Annotated in this window: 25 protein-coding genes, 2 tRNA genes, 3 pseudogenes and 1 riboswitch; of the genes and pseudogenes, 8 read left to right on the top strand and 22 right to left on the bottom strand. The window is 71.1% G+C overall.

Annotated features, from left to right (window positions below; translation table 11 throughout):
- Nucleotides 1–37: 37 nt before the first annotated feature.
- Nucleotides 38–1,384 (bottom strand): NADP-specific glutamate dehydrogenase, encoded by a 1,347-nt coding sequence (gdhA, locus tag HNR16_RS10445; RefSeq protein ID WP_158040611.1) that lies wholly within the window; start codon nucleotides 1,382–1,384, stop codon nucleotides 38–40.
- A 118-nt stretch (nucleotides 1,385–1,502) separates the two neighbouring features.
- On the bottom strand, nucleotides 1,503–2,210 hold the full coding sequence (locus HNR16_RS10450) for a DUF8185 domain-containing protein (protein ID WP_225737857.1): 708 nt from the start codon (nucleotides 2,208–2,210) through the stop codon (nucleotides 1,503–1,505).
- A 132-nt stretch (nucleotides 2,211–2,342) separates the two neighbouring features.
- On the opposite strand from HNR16_RS10450, the gene HNR16_RS10455 reads away from it, so the two are divergent.
- Nucleotides 2,343–3,206, top strand: coding sequence for an acyl-CoA thioesterase (locus HNR16_RS10455; protein ID WP_225737861.1), 864 nt, complete (start codon nucleotides 2,343–2,345; stop codon nucleotides 3,204–3,206).
- A gap of 73 nt (nucleotides 3,207–3,279) precedes the next feature.
- Here the strand turns inward: HNR16_RS10455 and HNR16_RS10460 are convergent, their stop codons facing one another.
- From HNR16_RS10460 to msrA, 6 genes are all read right to left on the bottom strand, one after another.
- A complete protein-coding gene (locus HNR16_RS10460) occupies nucleotides 3,280–3,774 on the bottom strand; it encodes an acyl-CoA thioesterase (protein WP_158040613.1) in 495 nt (164 codons plus the stop codon).
- A 35-nt stretch (nucleotides 3,775–3,809) separates the two neighbouring features.
- Nucleotides 3,810–4,361, bottom strand: a complete 552-nt coding sequence (locus tag HNR16_RS10465; RefSeq protein WP_218868431.1) for a hypothetical protein — start codon at nucleotides 4,359–4,361, stop codon at nucleotides 3,810–3,812.
- Between the two features lie 158 nt (nucleotides 4,362–4,519).
- Complete coding sequence (gene ettA / locus HNR16_RS10470; RefSeq protein WP_158040614.1) at nucleotides 4,520–6,202, bottom strand: energy-dependent translational throttle protein EttA; 1,683 nt, start codon at nucleotides 6,200–6,202, stop codon at nucleotides 4,520–4,522.
- A 79-nt stretch (nucleotides 6,203–6,281) separates the two neighbouring features.
- Nucleotides 6,282–6,758 (bottom strand): DUF6993 domain-containing protein, encoded by a 477-nt coding sequence (locus HNR16_RS10475; RefSeq protein WP_158040615.1) that lies wholly within the window; start codon nucleotides 6,756–6,758, stop codon nucleotides 6,282–6,284.
- A gap of 220 nt (nucleotides 6,759–6,978) precedes the next feature.
- Nucleotides 6,979–7,503, bottom strand: a complete 525-nt coding sequence (locus HNR16_RS10480; RefSeq protein ID WP_158040616.1) for a single-stranded DNA-binding protein — start codon at nucleotides 7,501–7,503, stop codon at nucleotides 6,979–6,981.
- A gap of 334 nt (nucleotides 7,504–7,837) precedes the next feature.
- On the bottom strand, nucleotides 7,838–8,362 hold the full coding sequence (gene msrA / locus HNR16_RS10485) for a peptide-methionine (S)-S-oxide reductase MsrA (protein ID WP_158040617.1): 525 nt from the start codon (nucleotides 8,360–8,362) through the stop codon (nucleotides 7,838–7,840).
- Nucleotides 8,363–8,457: 95 nt separating this feature from the next.
- On the opposite strand from msrA, the gene HNR16_RS10490 reads away from it, so the two are divergent.
- Nucleotides 8,458–8,709, top strand: a complete 252-nt coding sequence (locus HNR16_RS10490; protein ID WP_225737858.1) for a hypothetical protein — start codon at nucleotides 8,458–8,460, stop codon at nucleotides 8,707–8,709.
- A 24-nt stretch (nucleotides 8,710–8,733) separates the two neighbouring features.
- Here the strand turns inward: HNR16_RS10490 and nadE are convergent, their stop codons facing one another.
- Both nadE and HNR16_RS10500 read right to left on the bottom strand, forming a co-directional pair.
- Nucleotides 8,734–9,570, bottom strand: a complete 837-nt coding sequence (gene nadE / locus HNR16_RS10495) for an ammonia-dependent NAD(+) synthetase (protein WP_158040618.1) — start codon at nucleotides 9,568–9,570, stop codon at nucleotides 8,734–8,736.
- A gap of 1 nt (nucleotide 9,571) precedes the next feature.
- A tRNA-Arg gene (locus HNR16_RS10500) sits at nucleotides 9,572–9,644 on the bottom strand.
- 106 nt (nucleotides 9,645–9,750) lie between these two features.
- On the opposite strand from HNR16_RS10500, the gene orn reads away from it, so the two are divergent.
- Both orn and HNR16_RS10510 read left to right on the top strand, forming a co-directional pair.
- Complete coding sequence (orn, locus tag HNR16_RS10505; protein ID WP_158040619.1) at nucleotides 9,751–10,371, top strand: oligoribonuclease; 621 nt, start codon at nucleotides 9,751–9,753, stop codon at nucleotides 10,369–10,371.
- A gap of 49 nt (nucleotides 10,372–10,420) precedes the next feature.
- Nucleotides 10,421–10,493, top strand: a tRNA-His gene (locus HNR16_RS10510).
- Between the two features lie 137 nt (nucleotides 10,494–10,630).
- Here the strand turns inward: HNR16_RS10510 and HNR16_RS10515 are convergent.
- Nucleotides 10,631–11,827: a sigma-54-dependent transcriptional regulator family protein gene (locus tag HNR16_RS10515; RefSeq protein ID WP_158040620.1), complete on the bottom strand. Its 1,197-nt coding sequence runs from the start codon at nucleotides 11,825–11,827 to the stop codon at nucleotides 10,631–10,633.
- A gap of 106 nt (nucleotides 11,828–11,933) precedes the next feature.
- Between HNR16_RS10515 and HNR16_RS10520 the strand changes: the two genes are divergently transcribed.
- Nucleotides 11,934–13,754, top strand: a complete 1,821-nt coding sequence (locus HNR16_RS10520) for a flavin-containing monooxygenase (RefSeq protein ID WP_158040621.1) — start codon at nucleotides 11,934–11,936, stop codon at nucleotides 13,752–13,754.
- Between the two features lie 108 nt (nucleotides 13,755–13,862).
- Here the strand turns inward: HNR16_RS10520 and HNR16_RS10525 are convergent, their stop codons facing one another.
- The gene (locus tag HNR16_RS10525; RefSeq protein WP_158040622.1) at nucleotides 13,863–15,119 is read right to left on the bottom strand and encodes an FAD-dependent oxidoreductase; all 1,257 of its coding nucleotides are present in this window, start codon (nucleotides 15,117–15,119) and stop codon (nucleotides 13,863–13,865) included.
- Nucleotides 15,120–15,197: 78 nt separating this feature from the next.
- Between HNR16_RS10525 and HNR16_RS10530 the strand changes: the two genes are divergently transcribed.
- Nucleotides 15,198–15,836 (top strand): TetR/AcrR family transcriptional regulator, encoded by a 639-nt coding sequence (locus tag HNR16_RS10530; protein WP_158040623.1) that lies wholly within the window; start codon nucleotides 15,198–15,200, stop codon nucleotides 15,834–15,836.
- A 329-nt stretch (nucleotides 15,837–16,165) separates the two neighbouring features.
- Here HNR16_RS10530 and HNR16_RS10535 read toward each other — a convergent pair whose 3' ends face one another.
- Nucleotides 16,166–16,744 (bottom strand): PepSY domain-containing protein, encoded by a 579-nt coding sequence (locus tag HNR16_RS10535; RefSeq protein ID WP_179558204.1) that lies wholly within the window; start codon nucleotides 16,742–16,744, stop codon nucleotides 16,166–16,168.
- A gap of 93 nt (nucleotides 16,745–16,837) precedes the next feature.
- Between HNR16_RS10535 and HNR16_RS10540 the strand changes: the two genes are divergently transcribed.
- The gene (locus tag HNR16_RS10540) at nucleotides 16,838–17,182 is read left to right on the top strand and encodes a metallopeptidase family protein (protein WP_158040625.1); all 345 of its coding nucleotides are present in this window, start codon (nucleotides 16,838–16,840) and stop codon (nucleotides 17,180–17,182) included.
- Nucleotides 17,183–17,434: 252 nt separating this feature from the next.
- On the opposite strand, the gene HNR16_RS10545 is transcribed toward HNR16_RS10540, so the two are convergent.
- The 6 genes and pseudogenes from HNR16_RS10545 to HNR16_RS19120 form a co-directional block, all read right to left on the bottom strand.
- Nucleotides 17,435–18,037: a nucleoside/nucleotide kinase family protein gene (locus HNR16_RS10545; RefSeq protein WP_158040626.1), complete on the bottom strand. Its 603-nt coding sequence runs from the start codon at nucleotides 18,035–18,037 to the stop codon at nucleotides 17,435–17,437.
- Nucleotides 18,034–18,840: an energy-coupling factor transporter transmembrane component T family protein gene (locus tag HNR16_RS10550; protein ID WP_158040627.1), complete on the bottom strand. Its 807-nt coding sequence runs from the start codon at nucleotides 18,838–18,840 to the stop codon at nucleotides 18,034–18,036. Before HNR16_RS10550 ends, HNR16_RS10545 begins: the two co-directional genes overlap by 4 nt.
- A complete protein-coding gene (locus HNR16_RS10555) occupies nucleotides 18,837–20,285 on the bottom strand; it encodes an ABC transporter ATP-binding protein (protein ID WP_158040628.1) in 1,449 nt (482 codons plus the stop codon). The genes HNR16_RS10550 and HNR16_RS10555 overlap by 4 nt, the downstream gene beginning before the upstream one ends.
- Entirely contained in the window at nucleotides 20,282–20,926 is a 645-nt protein-coding gene (locus HNR16_RS10560) for an ECF transporter S component (protein WP_158040629.1), read from the bottom strand. The genes HNR16_RS10555 and HNR16_RS10560 overlap by 4 nt, the downstream gene beginning before the upstream one ends.
- A 50-nt stretch (nucleotides 20,927–20,976) precedes the next feature.
- Nucleotides 20,977–21,085: riboswitch (TPP riboswitch) on the bottom strand.
- A 44-nt stretch (nucleotides 21,086–21,129) separates the two neighbouring features.
- Nucleotides 21,130–21,531, bottom strand: a pseudogene (locus HNR16_RS19115) (EamA family transporter); the annotation flags it as partial.
- A 28-nt stretch (nucleotides 21,532–21,559) separates the two neighbouring features.
- A pseudogene (locus HNR16_RS19120) lies at nucleotides 21,560–21,988 on the bottom strand (EamA family transporter); the annotation flags it as partial.
- 61 nt (nucleotides 21,989–22,049) lie between these two features.
- Here HNR16_RS19120 and HNR16_RS10570 point away from each other — a divergent pair.
- Nucleotides 22,050–22,856, top strand: a pseudogene (locus HNR16_RS10570) (LysR family transcriptional regulator); the annotation flags it as partial.
- Nucleotides 22,857–22,906: 50 nt separating this feature from the next.
- Here HNR16_RS10570 and HNR16_RS18275 read toward each other — a convergent pair.
- From HNR16_RS18275 to HNR16_RS10580, 3 genes are all read right to left on the bottom strand, one after another.
- Entirely contained in the window at nucleotides 22,907–23,560 is a 654-nt protein-coding gene (locus HNR16_RS18275) for an ECF transporter S component (RefSeq protein ID WP_158040632.1), read from the bottom strand.
- A 259-nt stretch (nucleotides 23,561–23,819) separates the two neighbouring features.
- Nucleotides 23,820–24,110 carry a DUF1540 domain-containing protein gene (locus HNR16_RS10575; protein ID WP_158040633.1) on the bottom strand — a complete coding sequence of 97 codons (291 nt, stop codon included), beginning with the start codon at nucleotides 24,108–24,110 and terminating at the stop codon, nucleotides 23,820–23,822.
- Nucleotides 24,111–24,361: 251 nt separating this feature from the next.
- Nucleotides 24,362–24,721 carry a hypothetical protein gene (locus tag HNR16_RS10580; RefSeq protein WP_158040634.1) on the bottom strand — a complete coding sequence of 120 codons (360 nt, stop codon included), beginning with the start codon at nucleotides 24,719–24,721 and terminating at the stop codon, nucleotides 24,362–24,364.
- Nucleotides 24,722–24,833 lie beyond the last annotated feature (112 nt).

Consider the following 24,833-nt stretch of genomic DNA (forward strand, 5'->3'; position numbering starts at 1 on the left):
GACGATCATGCCGCGCGACGACCAACCGGCGCGAGGATCAGACGACGCCCTGGGCGATCATGGCGTCCACGACCTTCGTGAATCCGGCGATGTTGGCGCCGAGCACGTAGTTGTCGGGGTCGCCGTACTCCTTCGCGGTCGTCCGGCAGCGGTCGTGCACGTCGGCCATGATCTCCGACAGCCGCTCCTCCGTGTGCTCGAACGACCACGAGTCACGCGACGCGTTCTGCTGCATCTCGAGCGCGCTCGTCGCGACGCCACCCGCGTTCGCCGCCTTCGCGGGCCCGAACAGTGCGACCGGATCGGCCTGCAGCAATTCGACCGCCTCCGGCGTGCAGGGCATGTTCGCGCCCTCCGCGACGACCCGCACGCCGTGCTCGATGAGCGCGCGCGCGGCGTCACCGTCGAGCTCGTTCTGCGTCGCACACGGCAGCGCGACGTCGGTCGGGATGTTCCAGACCGAACCGTCGGCCTCGAGGAACGCCGCCCGGCCGCCCCGTCGATCGACGTACTCGCCGATGCGACCGCGCTCGACGAGCTTGATCTGCTTCAGGAGGTCGAGGTCGATGCCGTCGGGGTCGTGGATCGCGCCCGAGGAGTCCGACGCCGAGAGCACGAGCGCGCCGAACTCCTGCGCCTTCTCGATCGCGTAGATCGCGACGTTACCCGAACCGGACACGGTCACGCGCTTGCCCTCGAGCGACTCGCCTCGCGTCTCGAGCATGGCCCTCGCGAAGAGCACCGTGCCGTATCCGGTCGCCTCGGGCCGGACGAGCGAACCGCCCCACGTCATGCCCTTGCCCGTGAGGACACCGGCCTCGAAGCGGTTCGTGAGCCGCTTGTACTGTCCGAACATGTAGCCGATCTCGCGGCCGCCCACGCCGATGTCGCCCGCCGGCACGTCCGTGTGCTCGCCGATGTGGCGGTAGAGCTCGGTCATGAACGACTGGCAGAACGCCATGATCTCGCGTTCGCTCCGGCCGCGCGGGTCGAAGTCGCTGCCGCCCTTGCCGCCACCGATCGGCATGCCCGTGAGCGCGTTCTTGAAGATCTGCTCGAAGCCGAGGAACTTCACGATGCCGAGGTTCACCGACGGGTGGAACCGGAGTCCGCCCTTGTACGGTCCGAGCGCCGAGCTGAACTCGACGCGGAAGCCGCGGTTGACCTGCACGTGACCGTTGTCGTCGACCCACGGCACCCGGAAGATGATCTGCCGTTCGGGCTCCGTGAGTCGACGGATGATCGCGAGCTCGAAGTACTCGGGGTGCCGTTCGATGACCGGTTGGAGCGAATCGAGGACTTCTGCGACCGCCTGGTGGAACTCGGGTTCGCCGGCATTCCGCGCGAAGATGTCCGACTTGATGGCCTCGATGCTTCGTTCCACTCGGTTTCCTTTCGACACGGGCCCGGACTTCCGCGTGCACGGGCCCCGCGAAAGACTACCGGCGGGTCACCCCCGGCGGGAGTCCCGGTTCTCGGGGCGAGGGCGGGCGAGAAGACGGTCAGCCGTGCGACGGGTGCGCGAGACGCTCCACGCGGCGTGCGCGAGACAGGACGTGACCACGCCGGAGGGAGAGTCGGAGCCAACCGGCCGACGCCGAGAGCGCGACGGGCTCGGGCTCGACGAGGAACCCGAGCGCATGTGCCGCGAACGCGACACCGGCGACGGGGGCGTCGTCGTCGTCGAGCCCGGTTCCGGGCAACGGGCGCGTCCAGGTCTCGGTGCGCACCCGCTCGACGAGTGCCGTCCCGAGTTCGCTGGGGACCGCCTTCGCGACGTCGTCGATACCCGTCTCCGCGACGCGCGCGAGCTCGGTCGAGTCGACCTCGGCGATCCGGCGCCACCCGCCCCGGGGCGGCGAAACGGCCGCCCACGCCTCACGCACACGGTCGGGCGGCACCAGGATCGTCCGAGCCTCGTCCCCCACTCGTGCGAGACGGTCGAGCACTGCCCGGACCGGCACCGTCACATCGATCTGTCCGTCGGGCGCATCGGTGTCCGGTGCACCGTCGACCGATGCCCGCATCACCCGCAGGCCGATGACGACGGGCGAATCGTCGAGGATCGTCTGCGGTCGGAGTACGGGCACCCAGACCGCGAGCGCCTCACCGGCGGCCTGGAGCCGGACCGCCCCCTCCTCGACCCTCGCAGCGCGCCCGAGGAACGTCGCGAGATCGGCGAGGTCGCGAGCGTCGTCGAATCGGATCATCGGGGTCATCGTCCCTAAACTATCGGGGTGAGCACCGAATCCACGTCAAGCGCCGTCCCGGAGGGTTGGCTCGCCGAGGGCACCACGGTCGGCGGGGGCGCCCTCGAGCAGCTTCCCCCGCTCGATGCCTTCCTGCGCACCCTCGACCTGACCGACACGGGCGCACGCACCTCGAACGACATCTTCACGGGCCCGAGCCAATGGATGCCGAACGGACGCGTGTTCGGTGGCCAGGTGGCCGCACAATCACTCGTCGCGGCGATGCGAACGATCGAGACCGATCGCCCCGTGCACTCGATGCACGGGTACTTCCTGCGGCCCGGCGACATCGCGGAGCCGATCACGTTCGCGGTCGACCGCATCCACGACGGCAACTCGTTCTCGACGCGCTCGGTGCGCGCCTACCAGTACGGGCACGTGATCTGGTCGATGATCGCGTCCTTCCAGACCCTCGAGGGCGGGCTCGAGCACGCGGCCACGATGCCCGAGGGCATCCCGGGCCCCGAGGAGCTCCCGAGCGAGGCGGAGGCCCTGCAGCGCATCGACCCGCGACTCGCCGAGCACTGGGTGCACCGACGCCCGTTCGAGATGCGTCACGTCCAGCAGCCCGTCTACGTGCAGCCCGCCGAGGAGCGGGCGACGGGGCAGGCGGTGTGGATGCGTACCGTCGCCCCCCTCCCGGACGATCCGCTGCTCCACCAGGCCGCGATCGCCTACGTGAGCGACTACACGATGCTCGAGCCCCTGCTGCGCGCGCACGGCATCGCCTGGATGGACTCGCGGCTGCGCGTCGCGAGCCTCGACCACGCCGTCTGGTGGCACCGGGCGGCGCGTGCCGACGAGTGGCTCCTGTTCGTCGAGTCGTCGCCGAGCGCCTCGGGCGGCCGGGGCCTCACGCTCGGGAACATCTTCACGCGCACGGGCGAGCTCGTCGCGACGGTCGCCCAGGAGGGCATGGTCCGCCTCAAGACCGCACCGGCGGCGACGACGTCCTGAACGTGACGCGGCCCACGGCCGAGCGCCGCGCGCGCCGCCGGGCCGGCACTCAGCGGGAACCCGACGCGTGGCCTCAGGCGCCGCGTGCGCCGCGGAACCGGACGGGCTCCTCGACGAACGGCGTCCAGGCCTCGCGTTCCGCGTCGCTCATGCGCCGCGGCCTGCTCGTCTCGGCATCGATGAACACGATCGTCGAGGCGGCGATCGTGTACCGAGTGCGCTCCGATTCGGGTGGGCCGACAGGGCTCCACACCTCATAGCAGACCTCCGCACTCGCGGCACCGAGCTTGCCGAACCAGAGTTGCACGTCGAGCGGCTCGGGCTGGTACGTGATCGGCGCGAGGTACTCGACCTCGTTGCGCGCGATGAGCGTGAGGGTGCGCGCGCCCGCCGCGGCGTCGATCACGGCGAGCGGCCGATCCGGTTCGGGGCCGTCACCCACGCCGGGCGACGCCCAGAAGGCCCGGACACGCGACTCCTCGAGCAGGGTCAGCATCGTCGAGTTGTTGACGTGGTTGTAGGCGTCGAGGTCCGCCCAGCGCAATCTGATCGGAACGTGGTGGCGCATGCGTTCTCCTGTGTCGTGGACGGGACGCCTCGACGCTAGTCCCCCGCGAGCGCGCCGTCGAACCCTCGTCCGAGTCCGGACCGGCGACGCCGGGCGTACGCGAACGTGAGGACGCCGAGCAGTGGCCCCCACGCGAGCAGCGGCGCGTAGCTCGGCCCAATGAGCGTGAGGTCGCTCGCGTCGGTCGCGCCCCACACGGTGAGTTGCCACGTCGTGAGCGCCGTGAGCAGCACCGCCCCGCCCGCTGCGGGGACGACGGCCGCGGCGATCGGCACCCGACGACCGCCGAGCACGGGGAGCCACCGGGGGAACACCTCGCCCCAGGGGCGCACGAGCCCGAGGGCGAGCAGTGCGACCGCCTCGACGAGGACGGACAGCAGGATGATCTGCAGCGTGCCCCAGCCAGGCACGTCGTAGGACGCACGGAGTTCCTCGGCCGTCAACCCGACGGGTACCCCGAGGGCCAGGGCGATCCGCCAGAGGCCCGAAGGGAGCACGCACAGCCGGATCGCGTGCGCGACCCACACCGCCCACAGAGGCACGGACCGGCCGCCCCGGACGATCTCCGGGTGCCGTGCATCGTTCACACCGTCGAGCATCGCGGCTCGATCGCGTGCCGGCGTCTCCCGCGGGGTGGAACCCGATCTCCCGTTCGGCACGATGGTGCTCACCCGATGGGCCGGGCTGACGCACCGACGACGGACGCCGGGCCCCTTCGGGCCCGGCGTCCGTCGTCGCGCTGCGGTCAGTCGCGCGTGAGCTTGCGGTAGGTCACGCGCGAGGGCTTCGCGGCCTCGGGGCCGAGGCGGCGCACCTTGTCCTCCTCGTAGCCCTCGAAGTTGCCCTCGAACCAGTGCCAGCGGCTCGGCTCCTCGTCGGTGCCCTCGTAGGCGAGGATGTGCGTCGCGATGCGGTCGAGGAACCACCGGTCGTGCGTGATGACCACGGCGCAGCCGGGGAACTCGAGCAGCGCGTTCTCGAGGCTCGAGAGCGTTTCGACGTCGAGGTCGTTCGTCGGCTCGTCGAGCAGCAGCACGTTGCCGCCCTGCTTGAGCGTGAGCGCGAGGTTGAGGCGGTTGCGCTCACCACCGGAGAGCACACCTGCCTTCTTCTGCTGGTCCGGGCCCTTGAACCCGAACTTCGAGACGTAGGCGCGCGAGGGAATCTCGACGTTGCCGACCTGGATGTAGTCGAGCCCGTCCGAGACGACCTGCCAGAGCGTCTTGTCGGGGTCGATGCCGCCGCGGGACTGGTCGACGTACGAGAGCTTGACGGTCTCGCCCACCTTGAGGTCGCCGCCGTCGAGCGGCTCGAGGCCGACGATCGTCTTGAACAGCGTCGTCTTTCCGACACCGTTCGGGCCGATGATGCCGACGATGCCGTTGCGAGGGAGCGAGAACGACAGGTCGTCGAACAGCACGCGGTCGTCGAAGCCCTTGCGGAGGTCCTTCGCCTCGATCACGATGCTGCCGAGGCGGGGCCCCGGCGGGATCTGGATCTCCTCGAAGTCGAGCTTCCTCGTGCGCTCCGCCTCGGTCGCCATCTCCTCGTAGCGGGCGAGTCGGGCCTTCGACTTCGCCTGGCGGCCCTTCGCGTTCGAGCGCACCCACTCGAGTTCGCTCGCGAGCCGCTTCGCGAGCTTCGCGTCCTTCTGGCCCTGGATCTGCAGGCGCTCCTGCTTCTTCTCGAGGTACGTCGAGTAGTTGCCCTCGTACGGGTAGAGGCGACCACGGTCGACCTCGGCGATCCACTGCGCGACGTGGTCCAGGAAGTACCGGTCGTGCGTGATGGCGATGACGGCGCCGTGGTACTTCTGCAGGAACTGCTCGAGCCAGAGCACGCTCTCGGCGTCGAGGTGGTTCGTGGGCTCGTCGAGGAGCAGCAGGTCCGGCTTCTCGAGGAGCAGGCGGCACAGGGCGACGCGGCGCTTCTCGCCACCGGAGAGCACGGTCACGTCGGCGTCCCCCGGGGGCAGGCGAAGTGCGTCCATCGCCTGTTCGAGCTGGGAGTCGAGGTCCCACGCGTCGGCGGCGTCGATCGCCTCCTGGAGCTTGCCCATCTCCTCCATGAGCGCGTCGAAGTCGGCGTCCGGCTCGGCCATGAGTGCCGAGATCTCGTTGAACCGGTCGACCTTGCCCTTGATGTCGCCGACGCCGAGTTCGACGTTCTCGCGGACGGTCTTCGTCTCGTCGAGCTCGGGCTCCTGCATGAGGATGCCGACGGAGAAGCCGGGCGTGAGCGTCGCGTCGCCGTTCGAGGGCGAGTCGAGACCGGCCATGATCTTGAGGATCGTCGACTTTCCGGCGCCGTTCGGGCCGACCATACCGATCTTCGCGCCGGGGAAGAACGACATCGTGACGTCGTCGAGGATGAGTTTGTCGCCGACCGCCTTGCGGGCGCGGATCATTTGATAGATGTATTCGGCCATGGCTCTCAGTCTATGGTCGCGCGGTGGCGCGCCCGCTCGGAGCCGGGCGTCGTCCGCCGCTGGTGGACGGGGCTGGCGGTTACCAGGTGATGGGCTGTGTCGCGCCGATGAGGCACGTGCCGGTCGAGATCGGCGGCACGATCTCGGACGTGTAGCCACGTGGGCCACGCTGACCGATGAGGCATTCCTCGCCGATCTTGACGGACACGATGATGTAGTCGGCTTCGAGGTCGACGTTCGTGCGGTCGAACGTGACCTCCATCGCGGCCTTGTCGAACCCTCCCGCCGCGAGCCCGTCGACGAACTCGTGGGACGTCGCGACGGGGTTCGCGGTGAGCGTCTCCTGGTTGACGTGATCGAACCAGGGCTTGTTCTGTTCGGCGGTGCCGCCGGGCACGAACGACGGCGGGACCGTCGGTGTCGCGCTCGCGGTCGGTTCGGGGGACGGGGTCGGGGTGTCGTTCGAACACCCGGCGAGCGCGATCGCAGCGAGCGCGACGACGAGTGCCGCACCGACGCGTCGCGATCGCGATGGACGGCGAAGGGGTGTTGGCATGTCGCTGGGCTCCCGGAGTGGTTCGACTCGCGACATCTTACGGGCCCGTGGCGCGCGCCCCCTGGATCCGCGCCGCAACGATCCGGGTGCGCCGCTAGCGATGTGGAGCGAGCGAGCAGGCCGCCTCGATGTCGGCCGGACCTCTCGCGCTCGTCTCGGGCCCCGACGTTCTCGTGCACCATGCCGGCGGCCCGCCCGTCGGAATATCCGCGACGCCCGGTCAGAACGGCGGGTCGCCGACGTCCGAGCGACGTGCTTCCGCACCCGATGGAGTCGGCATCGGTGCCTCCTCCGCCGCCGCATCGTCGAGCGCTGCGGGCACCGCCACCGAATCCACCACCCCGGGAGTCCCGAACGCACCGGACGCACCGGACGCACCGGACGCACCGGACGCGCCGGACGCGAGGGTCACACGGTGTCGGGTGAGATCGAGCCCGATCGAGTCGGCGTCGATCTCGACGGCCGTCCCCCTCGCACCGTCGCGCTCCCAGGTGCGGATCGTGAGGCGTCCCACGACGATGACCAGTTGTCCGCGCCGCACGACCTCCGCGGCGTGCTCGGCGAGCGACTTCGTCGCGCGGACGCGGTACCAGTTCGTGTGCGCGTCCTCCCAGACGCCCGTCTCCCGGTTCTGTCTCCGCCTCGTGGAGGCCATCCGGAACGACACCTGCGGGTCACCCCACGGTGTCGTCCCGCGTTCAGGATCGATGCCGACCCTGCCCACGACGGTGATCTGATCGAGCATGGTGCCTCCTGCCGTCGAGCGCCGCACGATGCCGGCGGCGATGGCGACCCGACGGGGCGTCCGTGCCGGTCATCCTCCCCGCCGGGTCGTCACACGAGTGTGCCGCCCCGGGCACGCGGACCGTGGGGCGGACCGCACCCCGGTGGACAGTCACTCGCTCACAGCCCCGCATCGGCACCGTGACGGGCGAGACACCAGCGGACGGGACGGCGATGATTGCGGCGGCTCATGCGGCGGCAGCCCGGAATCGGTACGGACGCACGTCGACACCACCCGACGTCACCCCGCGCGGACGATGTCGCGGATGACGACGACGCGACGCGGCGGCCCCGGGTCAGGCGACGACGTAGTCCGCGAACGACTTCCGGACCTTGAGCACCTTCGGCACCGCGACCATCTGGCAGTACCCCTGGCCGGGGTTCTTCGCGAAGAAGTCCTGGTGGTAGTCCTCGGCGGGCCAGAACTCGCCGAGGGGCTCGATCTCGGTCACGACGCCGCCGTCCCACAGCTCGTCGGCGCGCGCACGCGCCGCCTCGAACGCTGCCCGCTGCTCGTCGTCGGCGTAGTACATGCCCGATCGGTACTGGGTTCCGACGTCCGCGCCCTGTCGGTTGAGCTGACGAGGGTCGTGGAGCGTGAAGAAGATGTCGAGGATCACGTCACCGGGCACGACGGTCTCGTCGAAGTCGACGCGCACCGCCTCGGCGTGGCCGGTGCGCCCCGTGCAGACGGCCTCGTAGCTCGGGTGCGGGGTCGCTCCCCCCGTGTAACCGGAGACGACGTCGCGGACGCCGCGAATCGTCCGGTACACGGCATCGAGGCACCAGAAGCAGCCGCCGGCGAGAACGTAAGAGGTCATGGGACGCAAGCGTAGGCCGAATGTCCGAGGGTCGCCCGAACATGACATCACCACCACGCGCCGGGCCGGCGACGCCGAACGAGAGGAACACGATCATGTCCATCGCACTCCTGCTCCCCCGTGCCGTCGACGTCGTCACAACCCGCCGGGGGCTCGAACGCCGACAGGTCAACCCCACCCTGTGGCGCATCACGCGTCGCGACGGCGCCGTCGTCGGCTACGTCGAACACCTGCAGTCGAGCGCCCGCCCGTTCCGGGCGAAGCGCATGAACGCCGACCGCCGCGGGTTCACCTCGCTCGGCGACTTCGACGACTTCGAGGACGCGTTCGACGTGCTCCGCCGATGAGGGCTCGGCGTGGTGCCGGCCGCGTCACTCAGTGACGTCGTCGCGCCACCACGAGTCGTACGGGGCCACCGGCACGGCACGCTTGTGGCGGGTGAGGTGGAACAGCCGTTCGATGCGTTCCGCGGCCTCGACCTCGACATCGCGCCCCTCGAGGTACGCGTCGATGTCGGTATAGCGGAGGCCGAGGTTCTCCTCGTCGGTCTGGCCGGGCTGACCGTCGAGCAGGTCGGCGGTCGGCGCCTTGACGTACAGCCGCTCCGGTGCCCCGAGTTCCTGCAGGAGCGCTCTGCCCTGCCCCTTCGTGAGCCCGGCGAGGGGTGTCAGGTCGACGGCGCCGTCGCCGTACTTCGTGAAGAACCCGGTCACGGCCTCGGCGGCGTGATCCGTGCCGAGCACGAGCAGTCCCCGTTCGCCCGCGATCGCGTACTGCGCGACCATGCGGATGCGGGCCTTCACGTTGCCCTTGTTGAAGTCGGAGATGGGGTCGGGCAATTCGAGCGCGAACTCGTCCGCGATGCCCGTCGTCGCCTGCTGGATGTTGAACGTCACGCGCTCATCGGGCTGGATGAAGTCGAGCGCGAGCTGCGCGTCGGCCTCGTCCTGCTGCACGCCGTGCGGGAGTCGGACGGCGACGAACACGGCCTCGCGCCCGTCGGCACGTGCCGACTCGACGGCGAGCTGGGCGAGGCGACCGAGGAGGGAGGAGTCCTGCCCACCCGAGATGCCGAGGACGAAGCCGCGTGCACCGGTGGCTTCGAGGTAGTCGCGCATGAACGCGACCCGTTCGCGGATCTCCGCGCTCGGGTCGATGTTCGGGCGCACGTGTAGGGCGTCGATGATGTGTTCTTGTTGTTCGCGCATGCGCCCCCGGGAGGATTCGAACCTCCGACCGGCGGATTAGAAGGCCGCTGCTCTATCCCCTGAGCTACGAGGGCAAGTGCACCTCAACCCTAGCCGGTGCCCCGATGGGGCGACGTGTCGGAATCCGATGCACTCGCGCGCGGACGCCTCTGCGGACGGGCAGGGCTACGATGTCCCTCTATGAGCAACGGCAATGACAAGCTCGTGTGGATCGACTGCGAGATGACGGGCCTCGATGTGTCCGTCGACGAGCTCGTCGAGGTGGCCGTCGTCGTGACGGACTTCGAGTTGAATCTCCTCGATCCCGGGTTCGACGTGGTCATCAAACCATCAGATGCAGCGCTCGCCCACATGGGCGAGTTCGTGCGCGACATGCACACGACCTCGGGCCTCCTGGAGGAGATCCCGGGCGGCCTCGATCTCGCGACCGCGGAGCAGCAGGTGGTCGACTACATCAAGCGCTTCGTGCCCGCGTCCGGCGCGGCACCGCTCGCGGGGAACACGATCGGCACCGACCGCATGTTCCTCGCGAAGTACATGCCGCTCGTCGACGGGCACCTGCACTACCGCAACATCGACGTGTCGACCATCAAGGAGCTCTCGCGGCGCTGGTATCCGCGGGTGTACTTCAACGCTCCCGAGAAGCACGGTGGTCACCGAGCGACCGCGGACATCCTCGAGTCGATCCGCGAGCTGCAGTACTACCGCGAGGCAGCGTTCGTCGCGCAGCCCGGCCCGTCGACCGACACGCTGAAGACGATCTCGTCCGACGTCGTGTCCACGTTCGCGAAGAATCTGTAATAGACTTCCCTGGTTGCCGTCGCACGGAGCGATCCGAGCGAGGCACATGGTGGGTATAGCTCAGTTGGTAGAGCGCCTGGTTGTGGTCTAGGAGGCCGCGGGTTCAAGCCCCGTTACTCACCCCGAACCGAAGGCCCCGACTCCCGCGGAATGACGCGGAAGTCGGGGCCTTCGCCGTTGCCGGGCGAGGCGGCGGTGGGCAGGCCCGATCGTGTCGTGCCGGATCGTGCGACCGGTCGAGGCAACGCACGCGTCGCGGTCAATCCGACCGCTCGTCCACGATCTCGACGCGCGCGCCGCCCCGGATCCGGTACGGGGAGGATTCGATGAGCGCCCCGACCACGCGCCGCAACCGCGACACCTCCGCGCGCACCGACACCTCGTGCCCGCCGTCGCCGTAGACGGCGACGCCGAGGCTCGACGCGGACAGACCGACCTCCCCCGCCCGCACGAGCAGTTCCAGGATGCGGGCGTGCCGCGGGTTCAGCGGCGTCCGCCACCGATCCTCGTCCGTGCGCGTCTCGAGCACGGGCCGTGCCCCGAGACGCAGGACGGCGTGCATCTCGCTCGCGCCGCGGCGCCGCCGGGCGAGGAACGCGTCGCCGAGGGACTCGACCTCGCACGCCCCGAGCCCGGGCACGTCGAGCGGCACGCCCGCGTGCGGCACCGCGAGCCGCGCGGGCGCGGCGACGCCGTGCGAGCTCACGACCCACCCGGTCGCGTCGAGCAGCACGTGCGGCTCGCGGACGGCGGCGAGCACGGCGGCGTGCGCGGCCCGCAGGTTCGCGAGCCGCGCGGTGTGCCGCTGCTGCAGGCTCAGTTCCCCCACCCGCACGGCCGCCGAGACGAGCGCGGAGATCGTCGGGTGCAGCGAGAGCGCGGGGCCGGAGACGTCGACGACGCCGAGCAGTCGTCCCGTCCGCGGATCGTGGATGGGCGCGGCCGTGCAGAACCAGGGGTGCTGCCCCTCCTCGAAGTGCTCGGCCGAGAAAAGTTCCACCGGGGCGCGCTCGGCGAGGGCCGTCCCGATCGCGTTCGTCCCGACGTCCACCTCCGCCCACCGCGCGCCCTCGACGAACCCGAGCCGGTCGCCCTGGCGCTTTGCGCCGCTCGGCCCGCGGCGCCACAGGACGACACCGTCCGCATCGGTCACGACCGTGAGGAATCCCGTCGCCTCCCCCGCCGGGCCGAGCGCCTGGGTCAGGTCGCCGAGCACGGGCCGCAGCGGGCTCGATTCACGGCGTGCCTCGAGACCGGCGAGTTCGAGCGGACGTCGATTGTTGAGGGTGTCCAAGCGGATCCCCGCCGACAGGACGCGTCGCCACGACCTGAGCACGAGGGGCCGCGCCACCGAGGTGGGTTCCTCGCCCGCGATGACCGCGTCGTGGGCACGGCGGAGCGTCCTCGCGTGGACCGCGAGATCGGTGCCCGACCGCACGGCGTCGTAGCCGGTCATGCAGGACAGTCTGCACGATGCGACGCCGTGCAACACCCTGCAACGGTTCCCTTCGGCGACGTGGTGCGGTGTGCTGACGGGATCGACCCCTCCGAAAGGATCCGACATGACGGAGTCACCCAGTTCGGCAACGGCGCCGGACATCGACGCATCGACCCGCGTCGACACATGGTTGCAGGCGTTCGACGAGGCGCTCGTCGCCCGTGACACCGAGCGCGCCGCCGCCCTCTTCGCCCCCGAGAGCTATTGGCGCGACCTCATCGCGTTCACGTGGAACCTCAAGACCGTGGAGCATCCCGACGGCGTGCGGCACATGCTCGACGACGTGCTCGATCGAGTGGCGCCCACGAACTGGCGCACGAGCGAACCGCCGACCGAGGCCGACGGCGTGACCGAGGCGTGGATCGAGTTCGACACGTCCGTCGGGCGCGGCAAGGGGCACCTACGACTCACCGACGAGGGCGCCTGGACACTCCTCACCACGCTCCGCGAATTGACCGGGCACGAGGAGTCCTTCGGTGAGCGCCGCCCCCGCGGCGCCCGACACGGTGCGATCGAGAACCGCCGCTCGTGGCGCGAGGAACGCGACGCCGAGGACGCCGAGCTCGGCGTCACGCGCCAACCCCACACCGTCGTCATCGGCGGCGGCCAGGGCGGCATCGCGCTCGGCGCGCGTCTGCGGCAACTCGGCGTGCCCGCGCTCGTCCTCGACCGGTACGACCGCCCCGGCGACCAGTGGCGCGGCAGGTACCGCTCGCTGTGCCTGCACGATCCGGTCTGGTACGACCACCTCCCGTACCTGCCGTTCCCCGACAACTGGCCCGTGTTCGCACCGAAGGACAAGATCGCCGACTGGCTCGAGATGTACACGCGCGTCATGGAGGTGCCGTACTGGTCGAAGACGACCGTGACGAGTGCGGAGTGGGACGAGGCGAGCGGGACGTGGACCGTGCAGGCCGAGCGCGACGGCGAACCGATCACGCTGCACCCGCGCGAGCTCGTCTTCGCGACGGGCATGTCGGGCAAGCCGAACGTGCCACCCGTGCCGGGCATGGAGACGTTCGCGGGCGACCAGCACCACTCCTCGCAGCACCCCGGGCCGGAGGCGTACGCCGGCAAGCGTGCGGTCGTGATCGGCTCGAACAACTCGGCGCACGACATCTGCGCGGCGCTGTGGGAGCACGGCGTCGACGTGACGATGGTGCAGCGCAGCTCCACACACGTCGTGAAGTCGGACAGCCTCATGGAGATCGGTCTCGGTGATCTCTACTCGGAGCGCGCCCTGCAGAACGGGGTGACGACCGAGAAGGCCGACCTCATCTTCGCCTCGCTCCCCTACCGCATCATGCACACGTTCCAGATCCCCCTCTACGAGCGCATGGCCGAGCGCGACGCGGACTTCTACGCGCGGCTCGAGCGCGCCGGGTTCGAACACGATTGGGGCGACGACGGCTCAGGGCTCTTCCTCAAGTACCTGCGGCGGGGCTCGGGGTACTACATCGATGTGGGTGCCTCGGAGCTCGTCGCGAACGGTGACATCAAGCTCGCCCACGGCCAGGTCGCGAGCATGACGCCGGACGGCGTCGTACTCGCCGACGGGACGGAACTGCCCGCCGACCTCGTCGTCCACGCCACGGGCTACGGCTCGATGAACGGTTGGGTCGCGGACCTCATCGACCAGGAGACCGCCGATCGGCTCGGCAAGGTGTGGGGACTCGGCTCCGAGACCACGAAGGATCCCGGGCCCTGGGAGGGCGAGCAGCGCAACATGTGGAAGCCGACGCAGGTGCCGCACCTCTGGTTCCACGGCGGCAACCTGCACCAGTCGCGGCACTACTCGCTGTACCTCGCGCTGCAGTTGAAGGCCCGCTACGAGGGCATCGACACCCCCGTCTACGGGCTCCAGGAGGTGCACCACCTCACGTGACCGCGTCCCCGCGGTCCCGGGTCGCGGGTCGCGGGTGGCGTCCGGCCGAGGAAGAAAGCCGGGTTGTTGCTACCGGGCCCGCGGCCCGGTAGCAACAACCCGGCTTTTTCAGGCTCGGCTCGCGGGGTGCGGCAACGGTGCGAGTCGCTCGCGTCGGATGCCGAGGCCGATCACGCGCCCGGGCATGCGCCGCAGCGGCGGAATCGCCTGCAGCAGGCGCATGAACAGCGGCACACGGCCGCCCGACCGTCGTCCCACGCGACGTCGAACGGCGCGGAGGATGCGAACCTGCAGCTGCTGCAGGATGCGCGTCACGAGTTCCCGGCGACGCCGGACACCGTCGAGCGCCGCATCGAGTTCGGCCGGCGGAGCACCACGCACGAGGAGCGGCCCGAGCAGATTCGACGCCGCCACGGCGTCCTGGACGGCGAGGTTCACGCCGATGCCCGCGACCGGCGACATGGCGTGCGCCGCATCGCCGATGCACAGCACACCACGACCGTGCCAGCGACGCAGTCGGTCGACGCGGACGCGCAGCACGTGCACGTCCTCGTCGCGCAGGGTGCCGATGCGGGACGCGAAATCCGGGGCGCACGCCGATCCGGCCACCGCGAGCGCCGCGAGCCCCGCGCCCGAAGCCGTCCCGCGCTCCGTGGTCCCGCGGGGCACGACGACGGCCACCTGCCAGTAGTCGCCGCGATCGATCGAGATGACGATCCCTGGCCCGGCACGGAACAGCGGCACCGTCTCGTCGGGGCGCCGCTCGATGCGAAGCCACAGCACGTCGACGTCCGAACCGAGCGAGGCGAGCGGGAGCCCGGCCCGTGCGCGGACGATCGAGGTGCGGCCGTCGGCACCCACCACGAGGTCCCCGGCGAGTTCGAACGGCCCGTCGGGGCCCGTCCCGCGGACGCCGACGACGCGACCGTCCGGGCCGCGGAGCACCTCGTCGACCGCCGTCGATCGCCGCAACTCGAAGGTCGGGAACGTCGCCGCCTGCGCGGCGATGAGATCGAGCAGATCCCACTGGGGCATGAACGCGACGTACGGACACGTCACGGGCAGGTGCGAGAAGTCCGCGAGCACGAGATCCCGTCCGTACACGCGCGCCGTTGCGCGGTCCATGCGGGTGTGTGGAAGACGGAGGACGCCGTCGAGCCAGCCGAGCTCCGCCATGAGTTCGAGGGTCGACGGGTGGATCGTGTCGCCGCGGAAATCGCGCAGGAAGTCGGCGTGCTTCTCGAGCACCGTGACCCGGATGCCCTGGCGGGCGAGGAGCGCCCCGAGCACGAGTCCGGCCGGCCCGCCGCCCACGACGATCACCCGCGACCCGTCTCCCGTCGATCCGTCTCGTTCGCTCGCCATCATCGTCCGCTCCCGTGCTCGTCGTGCCGTGTTCCGTCGTTCCGATGCTCACGGCACGGGTCACTAGATTCAACAGCGATGAATTCTTCCGACGGTGGTGCGCGCGGCGATCGGCGTGGCCGGGGACGGCCGCGCGGACCGTCGACGACCACGGCCGACATGCTCGCGGCGGCCCAGCGCGCCTTCCTGGCCCGCGGGTACCGGGCGGCCACCATGCGCGCGATCGCAGCGGATGCGCAGGTCGACCCGGCGCTGTTGAATTCCCGCTTCGGCTCGAAGCGCGGACTGTTCGTGGCGGCGCTCGGCAGTCCGTTCGATCCGGCCGGACGCGTGGCGGCCGCTCTCGCCGGGCCCGCCGACGCACTGTCCGAACGACTCGCGCGTGCGGCACTCGATGCCCTGCGGGAGCCCCGCCAGCGGGCGGCGATGCGCGTCATGGTCGCCGAGGCGCTCGCGGACGAGCAGCTCCGCGTCCTGCTCGCGGAGTACGTGGACCGCGAGATCGTCGATCGGATCGCCGATCGCGTCGGCGGTGCGCACGCGCACGAACGCGCCCGGGCAGTCGTCTCGGTGCTCGCCGGGATCGTGTTCACGCGGCACTTCGTCGGCGTCCCGTCGCTCATCGCCGCCGTGTCGCCGGAGGACGTGCGCCGTCTCGAGGCGGCCATCCGGGCGGCCGCCGCCCCGCCGCCCCGAACCGGAACCCCCTCGCCCTGAACAGAAGCCTCCGGGCCCGATCACACCCCCGCCACCCGGAACAGCCAACCCGAACCGAGACCTGCCCGCCCCAGGCGCAACCCCGCAGCCCTGCTCCGCAGCCCCGTCCCCCGAACCACCACCCCGAACCGCAGCCTCATCACCCCGAACCGCGCCCCGTCCGACGGACCAGCACGCCCGGTTTCGCGGTCGGACGCAACCGCGCCACCGATCCGGCACTGCGCAAGCGATCCGGTGTCGCCCGTCCCGCAAGAAAAAGCCGGGTTGTTGCTACCGGGCCCGGGGCCCGGTAGCAACAACCCGGCTTTTTCTTGCGTGGGGGGGGCGGGTCAGGAGCCGTCGGTCGCCACGAGCGTGCCGCTCTGGGCGTCGATGTACGCGTGCTGCGTTCCCGGCCCCGCCGACATGACGATCTCCACCTCGATCACGAGCAGCTCCTCGCGCTCCGTCACCTCGGCGTCGTCGATCGTGCCGGGCACCGCGCCCACGGCCGTCGCGAGCGCGTCCGAGAGCGACACCCCCACCTGCTCGAACCGCACCCGGTCGTCGCCGTCGAGTGCGTCCGGCGAATCAGTCGACACGACGCTCGTGCCGTCCGCGCTCACCTCGACCTCGACCGTCGTCTCCCCCACCACGACCTCGACCGACCAGCCGCGCGCATCGTCGTGATCGATCTCGACCCCACGACCGCCCGTGTGGGACTCCGCGGTCGCGATCGCGGCCTGGGCCGCCGCGAGTTCGCCACCCGAGTCGGGAACCGCGGGGGTCGCGGCGGTCGTGGACTCGGGCGTGCTGAGCGAGACGACCTCGGTCGGCCTCGGCGAGCCGCCGTTCGAGCATCCCGCGAGGATCGTCGCCGCTCCCACGGCGATCACGACGGCGAACGTGCGCATGGTTCGAGGCTTCATGGGGCGATGCTAACCGCGTCGCCCGACGGCGCCCGGAGCGGGCTGCCGGGAGCGCCGTGGCATCGAGTCCGCGCGACGCGACAGAATGGTGCGATGGACCTCTCCCCCGACGAGTTCGAGCGGATCGTGATCGACGAGCTCGACGCCCTGCCCGACGAGATGGTCGACGGCCTCGACAACGTGGTCTTCCTCGTCGAGGACCGCCCCGAGGACGGCAGCGAGCTGTTCGGGATCTACGAGGGCTACGCGCTCACGGAGCGCGGCCAGTACGGCTTCGGCGAGCTGCCCGACCGGATCATCGTGTACCGCGAGGCGCACCTGCGCGCGTGTGACACCGAGGCGTCGCTCCGGACGGAGATCCACACGACCCTCGTGCACGAGATCGCGCACTTCTACGGCATCGACGACGACGAGCTGCACCGCCTGGGCTGGGCCTGACGCGGGTCGGCTCGAGCGACGCACCCCCGGTCCGGCGTTCGGAGACTGCCCCGTCCCGCTGTCGGCCGGCTGCGCCCATCCCTGGGCCGGCGCACTGAACAGGCGAACCGCCACCCGGGCGAGCCGAACACGCGAACCACCCCGGCCAGGCGAAGCGCGCCCACGAACTGAACGGGCGAACGACATCGGCGAACTCCCCGGGCGAGCGACGTCGACGAGCCGCGGCGAGCGACCGGGGACGCGACCGCGGCGTCAGCGAGCCCGGGCCACGGGCGCCGGTTCGCCGGACGCGACGACACTCCGACGCGCGGCCTCGGACCGGAGCCGGTCGACGATCCGCTCGACGAGCGTCTGCTCCCCGGGGCGTGCGGACGCCGCGCAGTCGACGACGACGTCGGCGAGGGATGCGGGCGACTCCGACGCGATGAACGCGTCCTCCTCCGCGCGCCAGCCCGCCCACCACGAGTCGTCGCCGTCGCGCGCGACCGCTCGGGCGTGTCTCGTCGGCTCGTCGAGTTCGAGCCACACGCCGAGCGTCGCGAGCGACCGGTTCGCGCGCGAGAGCGCACCGCACCCCTCGACGACGATGGGCGGGCCGAGCGTCACGCGGTGCGTCTCGGCGCGACGGTCCTCGAACCAGTTCCAGCGTCGCCAGCACGGCATCTCGCCGCGCGCGAGCGGCTCGAGCACCGCTCGCGTCGCGTACTCGCTCCCCGCCCGCAGGCCGGACCACCCGGGGTAGAGGTCGTCGAGGTGTACGACGGTGCCGCCGAGTGTGCGCGCGAGTCGCGCGGCGAGCGTCGTCTTGCCCGTGCCCGAGCGCCCGTCCACGAGGACGCACTGCGCGCCCGTCACGAGGCGCCCGTCCCCACGAGGCTGAACGAGCCCGTCACGATCGAGGTCGTGAGTGCGGCCGCCGCGAGGAGGATCGCACCGAGGACGAGGACGAGATCGTCGCGGCCGAGCGTCGAGGGTCGGGCCCACGTGCGTTCGCCGCCGTCGAAGCCGCGCGCCTCCATCGCCGTCGCGAGCACACCGCCACGTCTGATGGCGAGCACGAGCAACGCGAACGCCATGGTGAGTCCCCGACGGATCGCGCCGGAGTCCCCGAGCCCCCGCGCGCGCCGTGCTTGCGCCATGGCGGTCCAGTCGTCGCGGAACACGTCGAAGAGCCGGATGCCGGCGAGCGCACCGAGCACGAAGCGCGACGGGAACCGGCACAGTTGCGCGAGGCCGTCCGCGAGTCGTGTCGCGTCGACACCGGCGAGGACCACGAGCGTGGGGACCCCGATCGCGAGCACGCGCAGGCCGACCGCGATCGACAGACGGATGGAGTTGTCGGACACCGTCGCGAGGAGGAACGTGCCGTAGACGTGTCCACCCGGTTGCGCGTACAGGAGCATGCTGATCGCCGAGACGGGTGCGGCGATGAACAGCGGCCAGGCCCGCCGGACGACATCGCGCGGCGTCGCACCCGCGAGACCGAGCAGCACCGCTGCACCGCCGAGCCCCACGAGCGCGCTCACGGCGTCGATCGTGAACAGCATCGGGATCGAGTAGCAGATGGCCGCCGCGAACGCCGCGACGGGGTTGACGCGATCGAGGAACCGCACGTGTCCGGTCGTCGTCGGGGGCCCGGGGCGCGTGTCGACGCTCATGCGGCGCGCTCCAGTTCGACGACGTGGTCGCCGAGCACGCGGACGACGTCGAGGTCGTGTGTCACGGAGACGAGCGCGTGCCCCTCGTTCACGAGCCGCGACATGAGGCCGACGAGTTCGAGCCACGTCCGGCGGTCCTGCCCGAACGTGGGCTCGTCGAGCACGATGACGCGCGGTGCGGTCGCGAGGACGGTCGCGACGGACAGCCGGCGCTGCTCGCCCCCCGAGAGCGTGAAGGGGCTCGCGTTCGCGAGGTGGTCGAGGCGCAGCGCATCGAGCAGTTCGTCGGCCGTCGCCGTGATCTCGGCCTCACCGCGTTTCGCCGCGCGCGGGCCGACCTCGAGTTCGCGCCGGACGGTCGCGGCGACGAACTGGTGGGCGGGCTCCTGGAAGACCGTGCCGATACGGGAGAGCAGGGCCCGCGACCGCCAGCGGATCGGCTCGGGGCCGACGCCGCGCGCGAGCGCATCGCTCGCGACGACCCGCCCGGCACGTGGGGCGAGCAGGCCCGCGAGCGTGTGGGCGAACGTCGTCTTGCCGACGCCGTTCGGCCCCGTCACGACCGTGGACGTCCCGGCCGGGACGGTGACCTCGAGGCCCCGCTGCACGAGCGGCGCATCGCCACCGCGCCCCACGTCGAGCGCGTCCGTCGACAGGAGGGTCTCGCCGTCGCTCGGCGTCGACCGTTCGAACACGACGGGGATGCCCGGTACCCAGGCACCGTCCGCCGCGAGTTCGGCGCCGCGCTCGGCGATGAGCCGATCCGGGGCGGCGTCGGCGCGCACGCCGCCGCCGGCCTCGAGGACGACGGCCCGGTCGACGAGTTCGAGCCAGGCGTCGACGCGGTGCTCGATCACGATGAGCGTCGCGCCCGTCCGGCGCACGACCTCGGCGACGGCATCGCGCACCTCGATGACGCCCGCGGGGTCGAGGTTCGCGGTCGGTTCGTCGAGCAGCAGCAGCCCGGGACGCATCGCGAGCACCCCCGCGAGCGCGAGCCGCTGTCGCTCGCCGCCCGAGAGCGCCGCGGTCGAGCGGTCGAGCGGCAGCCGCAGCCCGACGGCGTCGAGTGCCTCGCGGACCCGGCGCCAGATCTCATCGCGCTCGACGCCGAGGTTCTCGCAACCGAACGCGACGTCGTCGCCGACCCGACCGAAGATGGTGTTCGCCTGCGGATCCTGCAGCACGAGGCCCGCGGCGACGCGTTCGCGCGCGGGGTCACGGCCGCCGACGAGGAGTTCGCCCGTCTCCTCCCCCTCGTCCTCACCGCCGAGCACGCCCGCGAGCGCGCGGACGAACGTGGATTTGCCGGCACCCGACGGGCCGAGCAGGAGCACCCGCTCGCCCGGCTCGACGACGAGGTCGAGTCCCGCGAGAGCGGCGCGGCGACGTCCCGCGTGCCGCCACCCCCACCCGCGCGCCTCGACGCCGACGCCTCCGCTCATACGCGCGCGCTGTCTCGTCCGGCCGCGAACCGCGAGAGCGCGCCCGTCCTGGCGAGCGCCCGGACGAGGAGCCACCCGACGACGCCCGCGAGCACGGCACCGGAGACGATCGTGCAGGAGGCGTAGACGAGGTTGAAGCCGAGGCCCTTCGCGATGTTGGCGCTCAGGAACAGTTCGAGGACGATCGCGGCGAGCCCGGATCCGGCGCCCGCGAGCACGGCGACCGGCAGGCCGAAGCGACGGTATGCGAAGGCGGCGAACACGAGTTCGGCGCCGATGCCCTGTGCGAGCCCCGAGTAGACGGTCTCGATCGACCACTGGCTGCCGAGGAGCATGGAGACGACGGCCGCGAGCACCTCGACGAACAGTGCCGCGCCGGGCTTGCGGATGATGAGCCCGCCGAGCACGCCGCCGAGCAGCCAGATGCCGGTTGCGGTCCCGCCGAGGCCCGGGGTCACGGCGTCCGCCGCGAGGAACCACGCGTAGCCGACCGTGTTCCAGGCGACGAAGATGAGCCCACATGCGACACCGACGACCGCGGCCGTGATGATGTCGACGACGCGCCAGCGCGTCGTGCGCCGCTCGGTCGTCGTGCTCGGACGAGCGGCGTCCGCGGTGGTCTTGGGTGAACGGTTCGACAAGGTCGTGCCCTTTCTCGATGAGGAGGTGCACGGGTGGTGCGGCGCTTCGCGCCTCACCGAGAAGGTCTCCCTGCGCCGGCATGATCCGGATCAGGTTCGACGGTCGAAGGCTCGTGCCTTCCTCTCAGCCCGGACCACCGGACTCCCGTGTTCCCCAGCAGTCTAGCGGCACCGCGCCGCAGCGGCTCGACCGCACAGGCCACGGCGCCGATCCCGAGGGCCGTGAGCTGGACGGGCCCGAGCGGCGCGGCCGTCAGGATCGCGCCGATCACCGCCGCCGTGCCGGGGATGACGGCGAAGAGCATCGACGCGAACCGGGCACCCGCACGGCGCACGACGGCCGCGTAACCGAACGTCCCGACCGTCCCGACGGCCGTGACGAGTGCGATGAGCGCGAACTCCGGCGCGCCGCCGCTCAGGTGTTGTGGTTCGAGGAACGAGACCGCCGCGGCGGCGGGGGCGGCGACCGTCACACCGATCGCCGTGAAGACGACCGGATCGACGTCGGCCGCGCGACGCGCCTGCAGGATGGAGCCGGCGGCGAGACCGGGCAGCGCGACGATCGTCGCGATGACCCCCGGCCCGATCCGTGGGTCGGCGAGCACCGCGGGGGAGGCAGCCGAGCAGGACGGACGCGGTCGCGAGCACGAGTGCGACGACTCCCGCGGGCGACTCCCGTCGCCGCGTGACGACGCCGAGCAGCACTGCGGTGAGGACGGGATTCATCGCGATCACGAGCGCCGTGACGGTCGGTGAGACCCCGTGCGACATGCCCCGGTAGGCGCTCAGGAACTGCGCCCCCTGGACGCCGGCTCCCGCGAGGATCGTCCACGCGAGTGCGCGGCCCCTCGGCAGGGTGCTGCGGCGAGCCCGGACGATGCCCCAGAGGGCGACCGCGGAGGCGGTGAATCGGATGGTCAACAGCAGGAACGGGGTTGTCGCCCCGAGGGCGAGGGCGGCCAGGGGGTAGTTGGCCGCGTAGAGCAGGACGGTGAGCGAGGCGAGTGCGAGGGTCGATCTGGACATGCTCGGAGCCTGCGCCGAGCACACGCGGCACCGCATGACCGTTCGGGATCCTCGAACGTTCCGGAGGATTCCCGGTCACCCGGCGCACACTCGGCACATGCCGGATCTCGATCTCGTCGCCCTGCGCAGCCTCGTCGCCGTCGCCGCGTTCGCGGGCGTCCGGCGGGCCGCCACCTCGCTCCACGTCTCGACCTCCACGGTGAGCGGCCACCTGCGCCGGCTCGAGGCGATCGTGGGCGGGCCCATCGTCGAGCCGGACGGCAGGTCGGTGATGTTCACGCCACGCGGTGAATCGTTGCTCCAGGCGGCGCGGCGCATTCTCGCCGTGCACGACGAGGCGCTCGATCGACTCACGGGCCCTGACGACGCGGAACTCGTGATCGCGGCCTCACAGTTCGCGACGCATTCGGCGCTGTCGGCCGTGAGCGACGTCGTCGCTCGTTCGGCCCCCGATCGTCGCGTCCGGCTCGAGTTCCATCGCTCGGATCAGGCGCGTTCGCTCGTGACGGCGGGGCGGGCCGACGTCGCGATCGGGCTCGAGGATCTGGGATCCCGATCGAGGCGCATCGGCCGGGTCGCCCTGCGCTGGGTGGGGGCACGGACGGCCACCTTCGACGGCGACGACCGGCCGCTCCCCCTCGTCGTGTTCGCAGGGACGTGCACGGTCCGCGGCCGGATCCTCGCATCGTCCGCCGGCCGGTCCGGCCGGATCGTCCGCGAGTGCCACGATCTCACGGGCCTGCTCTCGGCGGTGCGCAGCGGTCTCGGCGTGAGCGCGCTGCCCGATCCCACGGCCTCGGCGAGCGGGCTCGCGCCCCTGCCGTTGCGCACCGAGCCCGAGCCCGTCACGCTCGTGTGCACGATGAGCGAGCGGGTGCCGAGCGCCCTCGCCGAGGAGATCGTCGAGGCGCTGCGGGTTACGTGGGCGCCGAGTTCGGGCCGCACACCGACGGATCAGCCGGGGGCGATCTCACGTCCCGACGCGAAGCGCGCCAGGACACCGGGGCGTGCGAGCGCACGGGTGAGGAGCCACCCGACGAGACCCGCCAGCACGGCACCGGAGGCGAGCGTGCACGAGACGTAGATCAGGTTGTACGCGAGCCCCTTCGCGAGATTCCCCTGCACGATCCCGTACGTCACGGTGCCGACCGCGGACCCGACGCCGAGCAGCACCGCGAACGGCGCGCCCGAACCGCGGTAGCGGAAGCACATCGCGACGAGTTCGGCACCGAGGCCCTGCGCGACGCCGATGAACACCGTCTCCATCGCGAACTGGCTCCCCATGAGCATCGAGACCGTGGCCGCGAGCACCTCGACGAAGAATGCCGCGCCGGGCTTGCGGATGATGAGGCCGCCGAGTACGCCGCCGAGCAGCCAGATGCCGGTCGACGTCCCGCCGAGCCCGGGCGTGAGCGCGTCCGCGGCGAGCATCCACGCGTAGCCCACGCTGTTCCAGACGACGAACAGGACGCCGCACGCGACGCCGATGACCGCTGCCGTGACGATGTCGACGACACGCCACCGCAACACGCCTGTTCCGGCCCCTCGCACCGGTGGCGCCGTGACGGCCCCGGACCCCTCGATATCGACCCGCTTCTCGTCGTCCATGTGGCGTCCTTCCTCGTACGCATCACACGGGCGACGAGGCGCGAATGCGCATCGCCGGTCCTGCCTCCCTGCGTCGGCATGATCCGGATCAGGTTCGACGGTCGAAGGCTCGTGCCTTCCTCTCAGCCCGGACTACCGGACTCCCGTGGTGACGAGCACACTACGGGAATGGCAGCGTCGTGGGAAGCGCCGGAATGCGCCACCAACGTCGAACGCCCCGGACCGAGGTCCGGGGCGTTCGCGGTCGTCGTGCGCGGGGTCAGGCGGCCTGGAAGGTCTGGCAGTGCGCCGGACCGTGACCACCCTCGATGCGCACCGAGGCCGCGGTGCACACGGCGGCGCTGTTGAACACGCACTCGGTGCGCTGGCAGGCGCCGACGGCGGTGACGACCTTGGGCAGGCCACCGTCGATGCCGAGCGGGAGGAACGTCGCGCAGTCGGCGCCGTTGCTGCTGATCGTGATGGCTCCCGCGTGGCAGCCGTCGTGGTTGTAGCCGCAGTCCGTCGCCGTGCAGCCGGAGACGGTGGGCAGGTCGGCGAGCATGGTCATGGCGCGCTCCTTCAGATGCTGATCCCATGCATCTGGGTTCATTCATGATGCGCTTCGAAATGCATTCTGTATAGCCAGGAAAGGCTGCCTGAATGCCGAAAGAAAGGCGAAAGGAAAGCCTTACCTGAGCATTTCGATGTCATCGGGATCGGCATCGACACGACGCGGGACGCCCCCGCGGACGCCGAGCGCCCGCCCCTCCGCGAGGCGGAACGGGGCGGGCGCGTGGCGTTCCCGACGGGCGGCGAGGATCAGCGCTTGAGCGCCTTGATGATTCGAGGGAGCGCCCAGCCGACGACCGCCGCGAGCGGCAGCGAGACGCCGAGCAGCGCGATGATGTTGGGCTGGAACCGCGTGCCGAATTCGTCGTTCACATACGCGCCGATGGGGACGGAGAAACCGCCACCGCCGCCACCCGAACCGGCACCGCCATTGGGCTCGGCCGCCTCCGAGCCACCACCCTTGCCCTCGGCCTCGCCGACGCCGAAACCGAAGCCGGCCAGCGCGACGGGAACGAGGGTCGTCGACCCGAGTTCGACCTTGTCGCCGTAGGCCGTCTGGACACCGATCCGCTTGATGTTGTCGAGCACTCGCTCAGTAACGTTCGCCATGGCCGCATGGTAGGCGGTGCGACGCCACGGCGGCTGTGCGCGTCGCGATGCGTCGCGCCGGGCCGAGTTCGCGTCGAGCACCACGGGAGGGCGTCCGCTACCGTTGAGCATC

Origin of the sequence: Pseudoclavibacter chungangensis, assembly GCF_013410545.1 — a bacterium.
GTDB lineage: Bacteria > Actinomycetota > Actinomycetes > Actinomycetales > Microbacteriaceae > Pseudoclavibacter > Pseudoclavibacter chungangensis.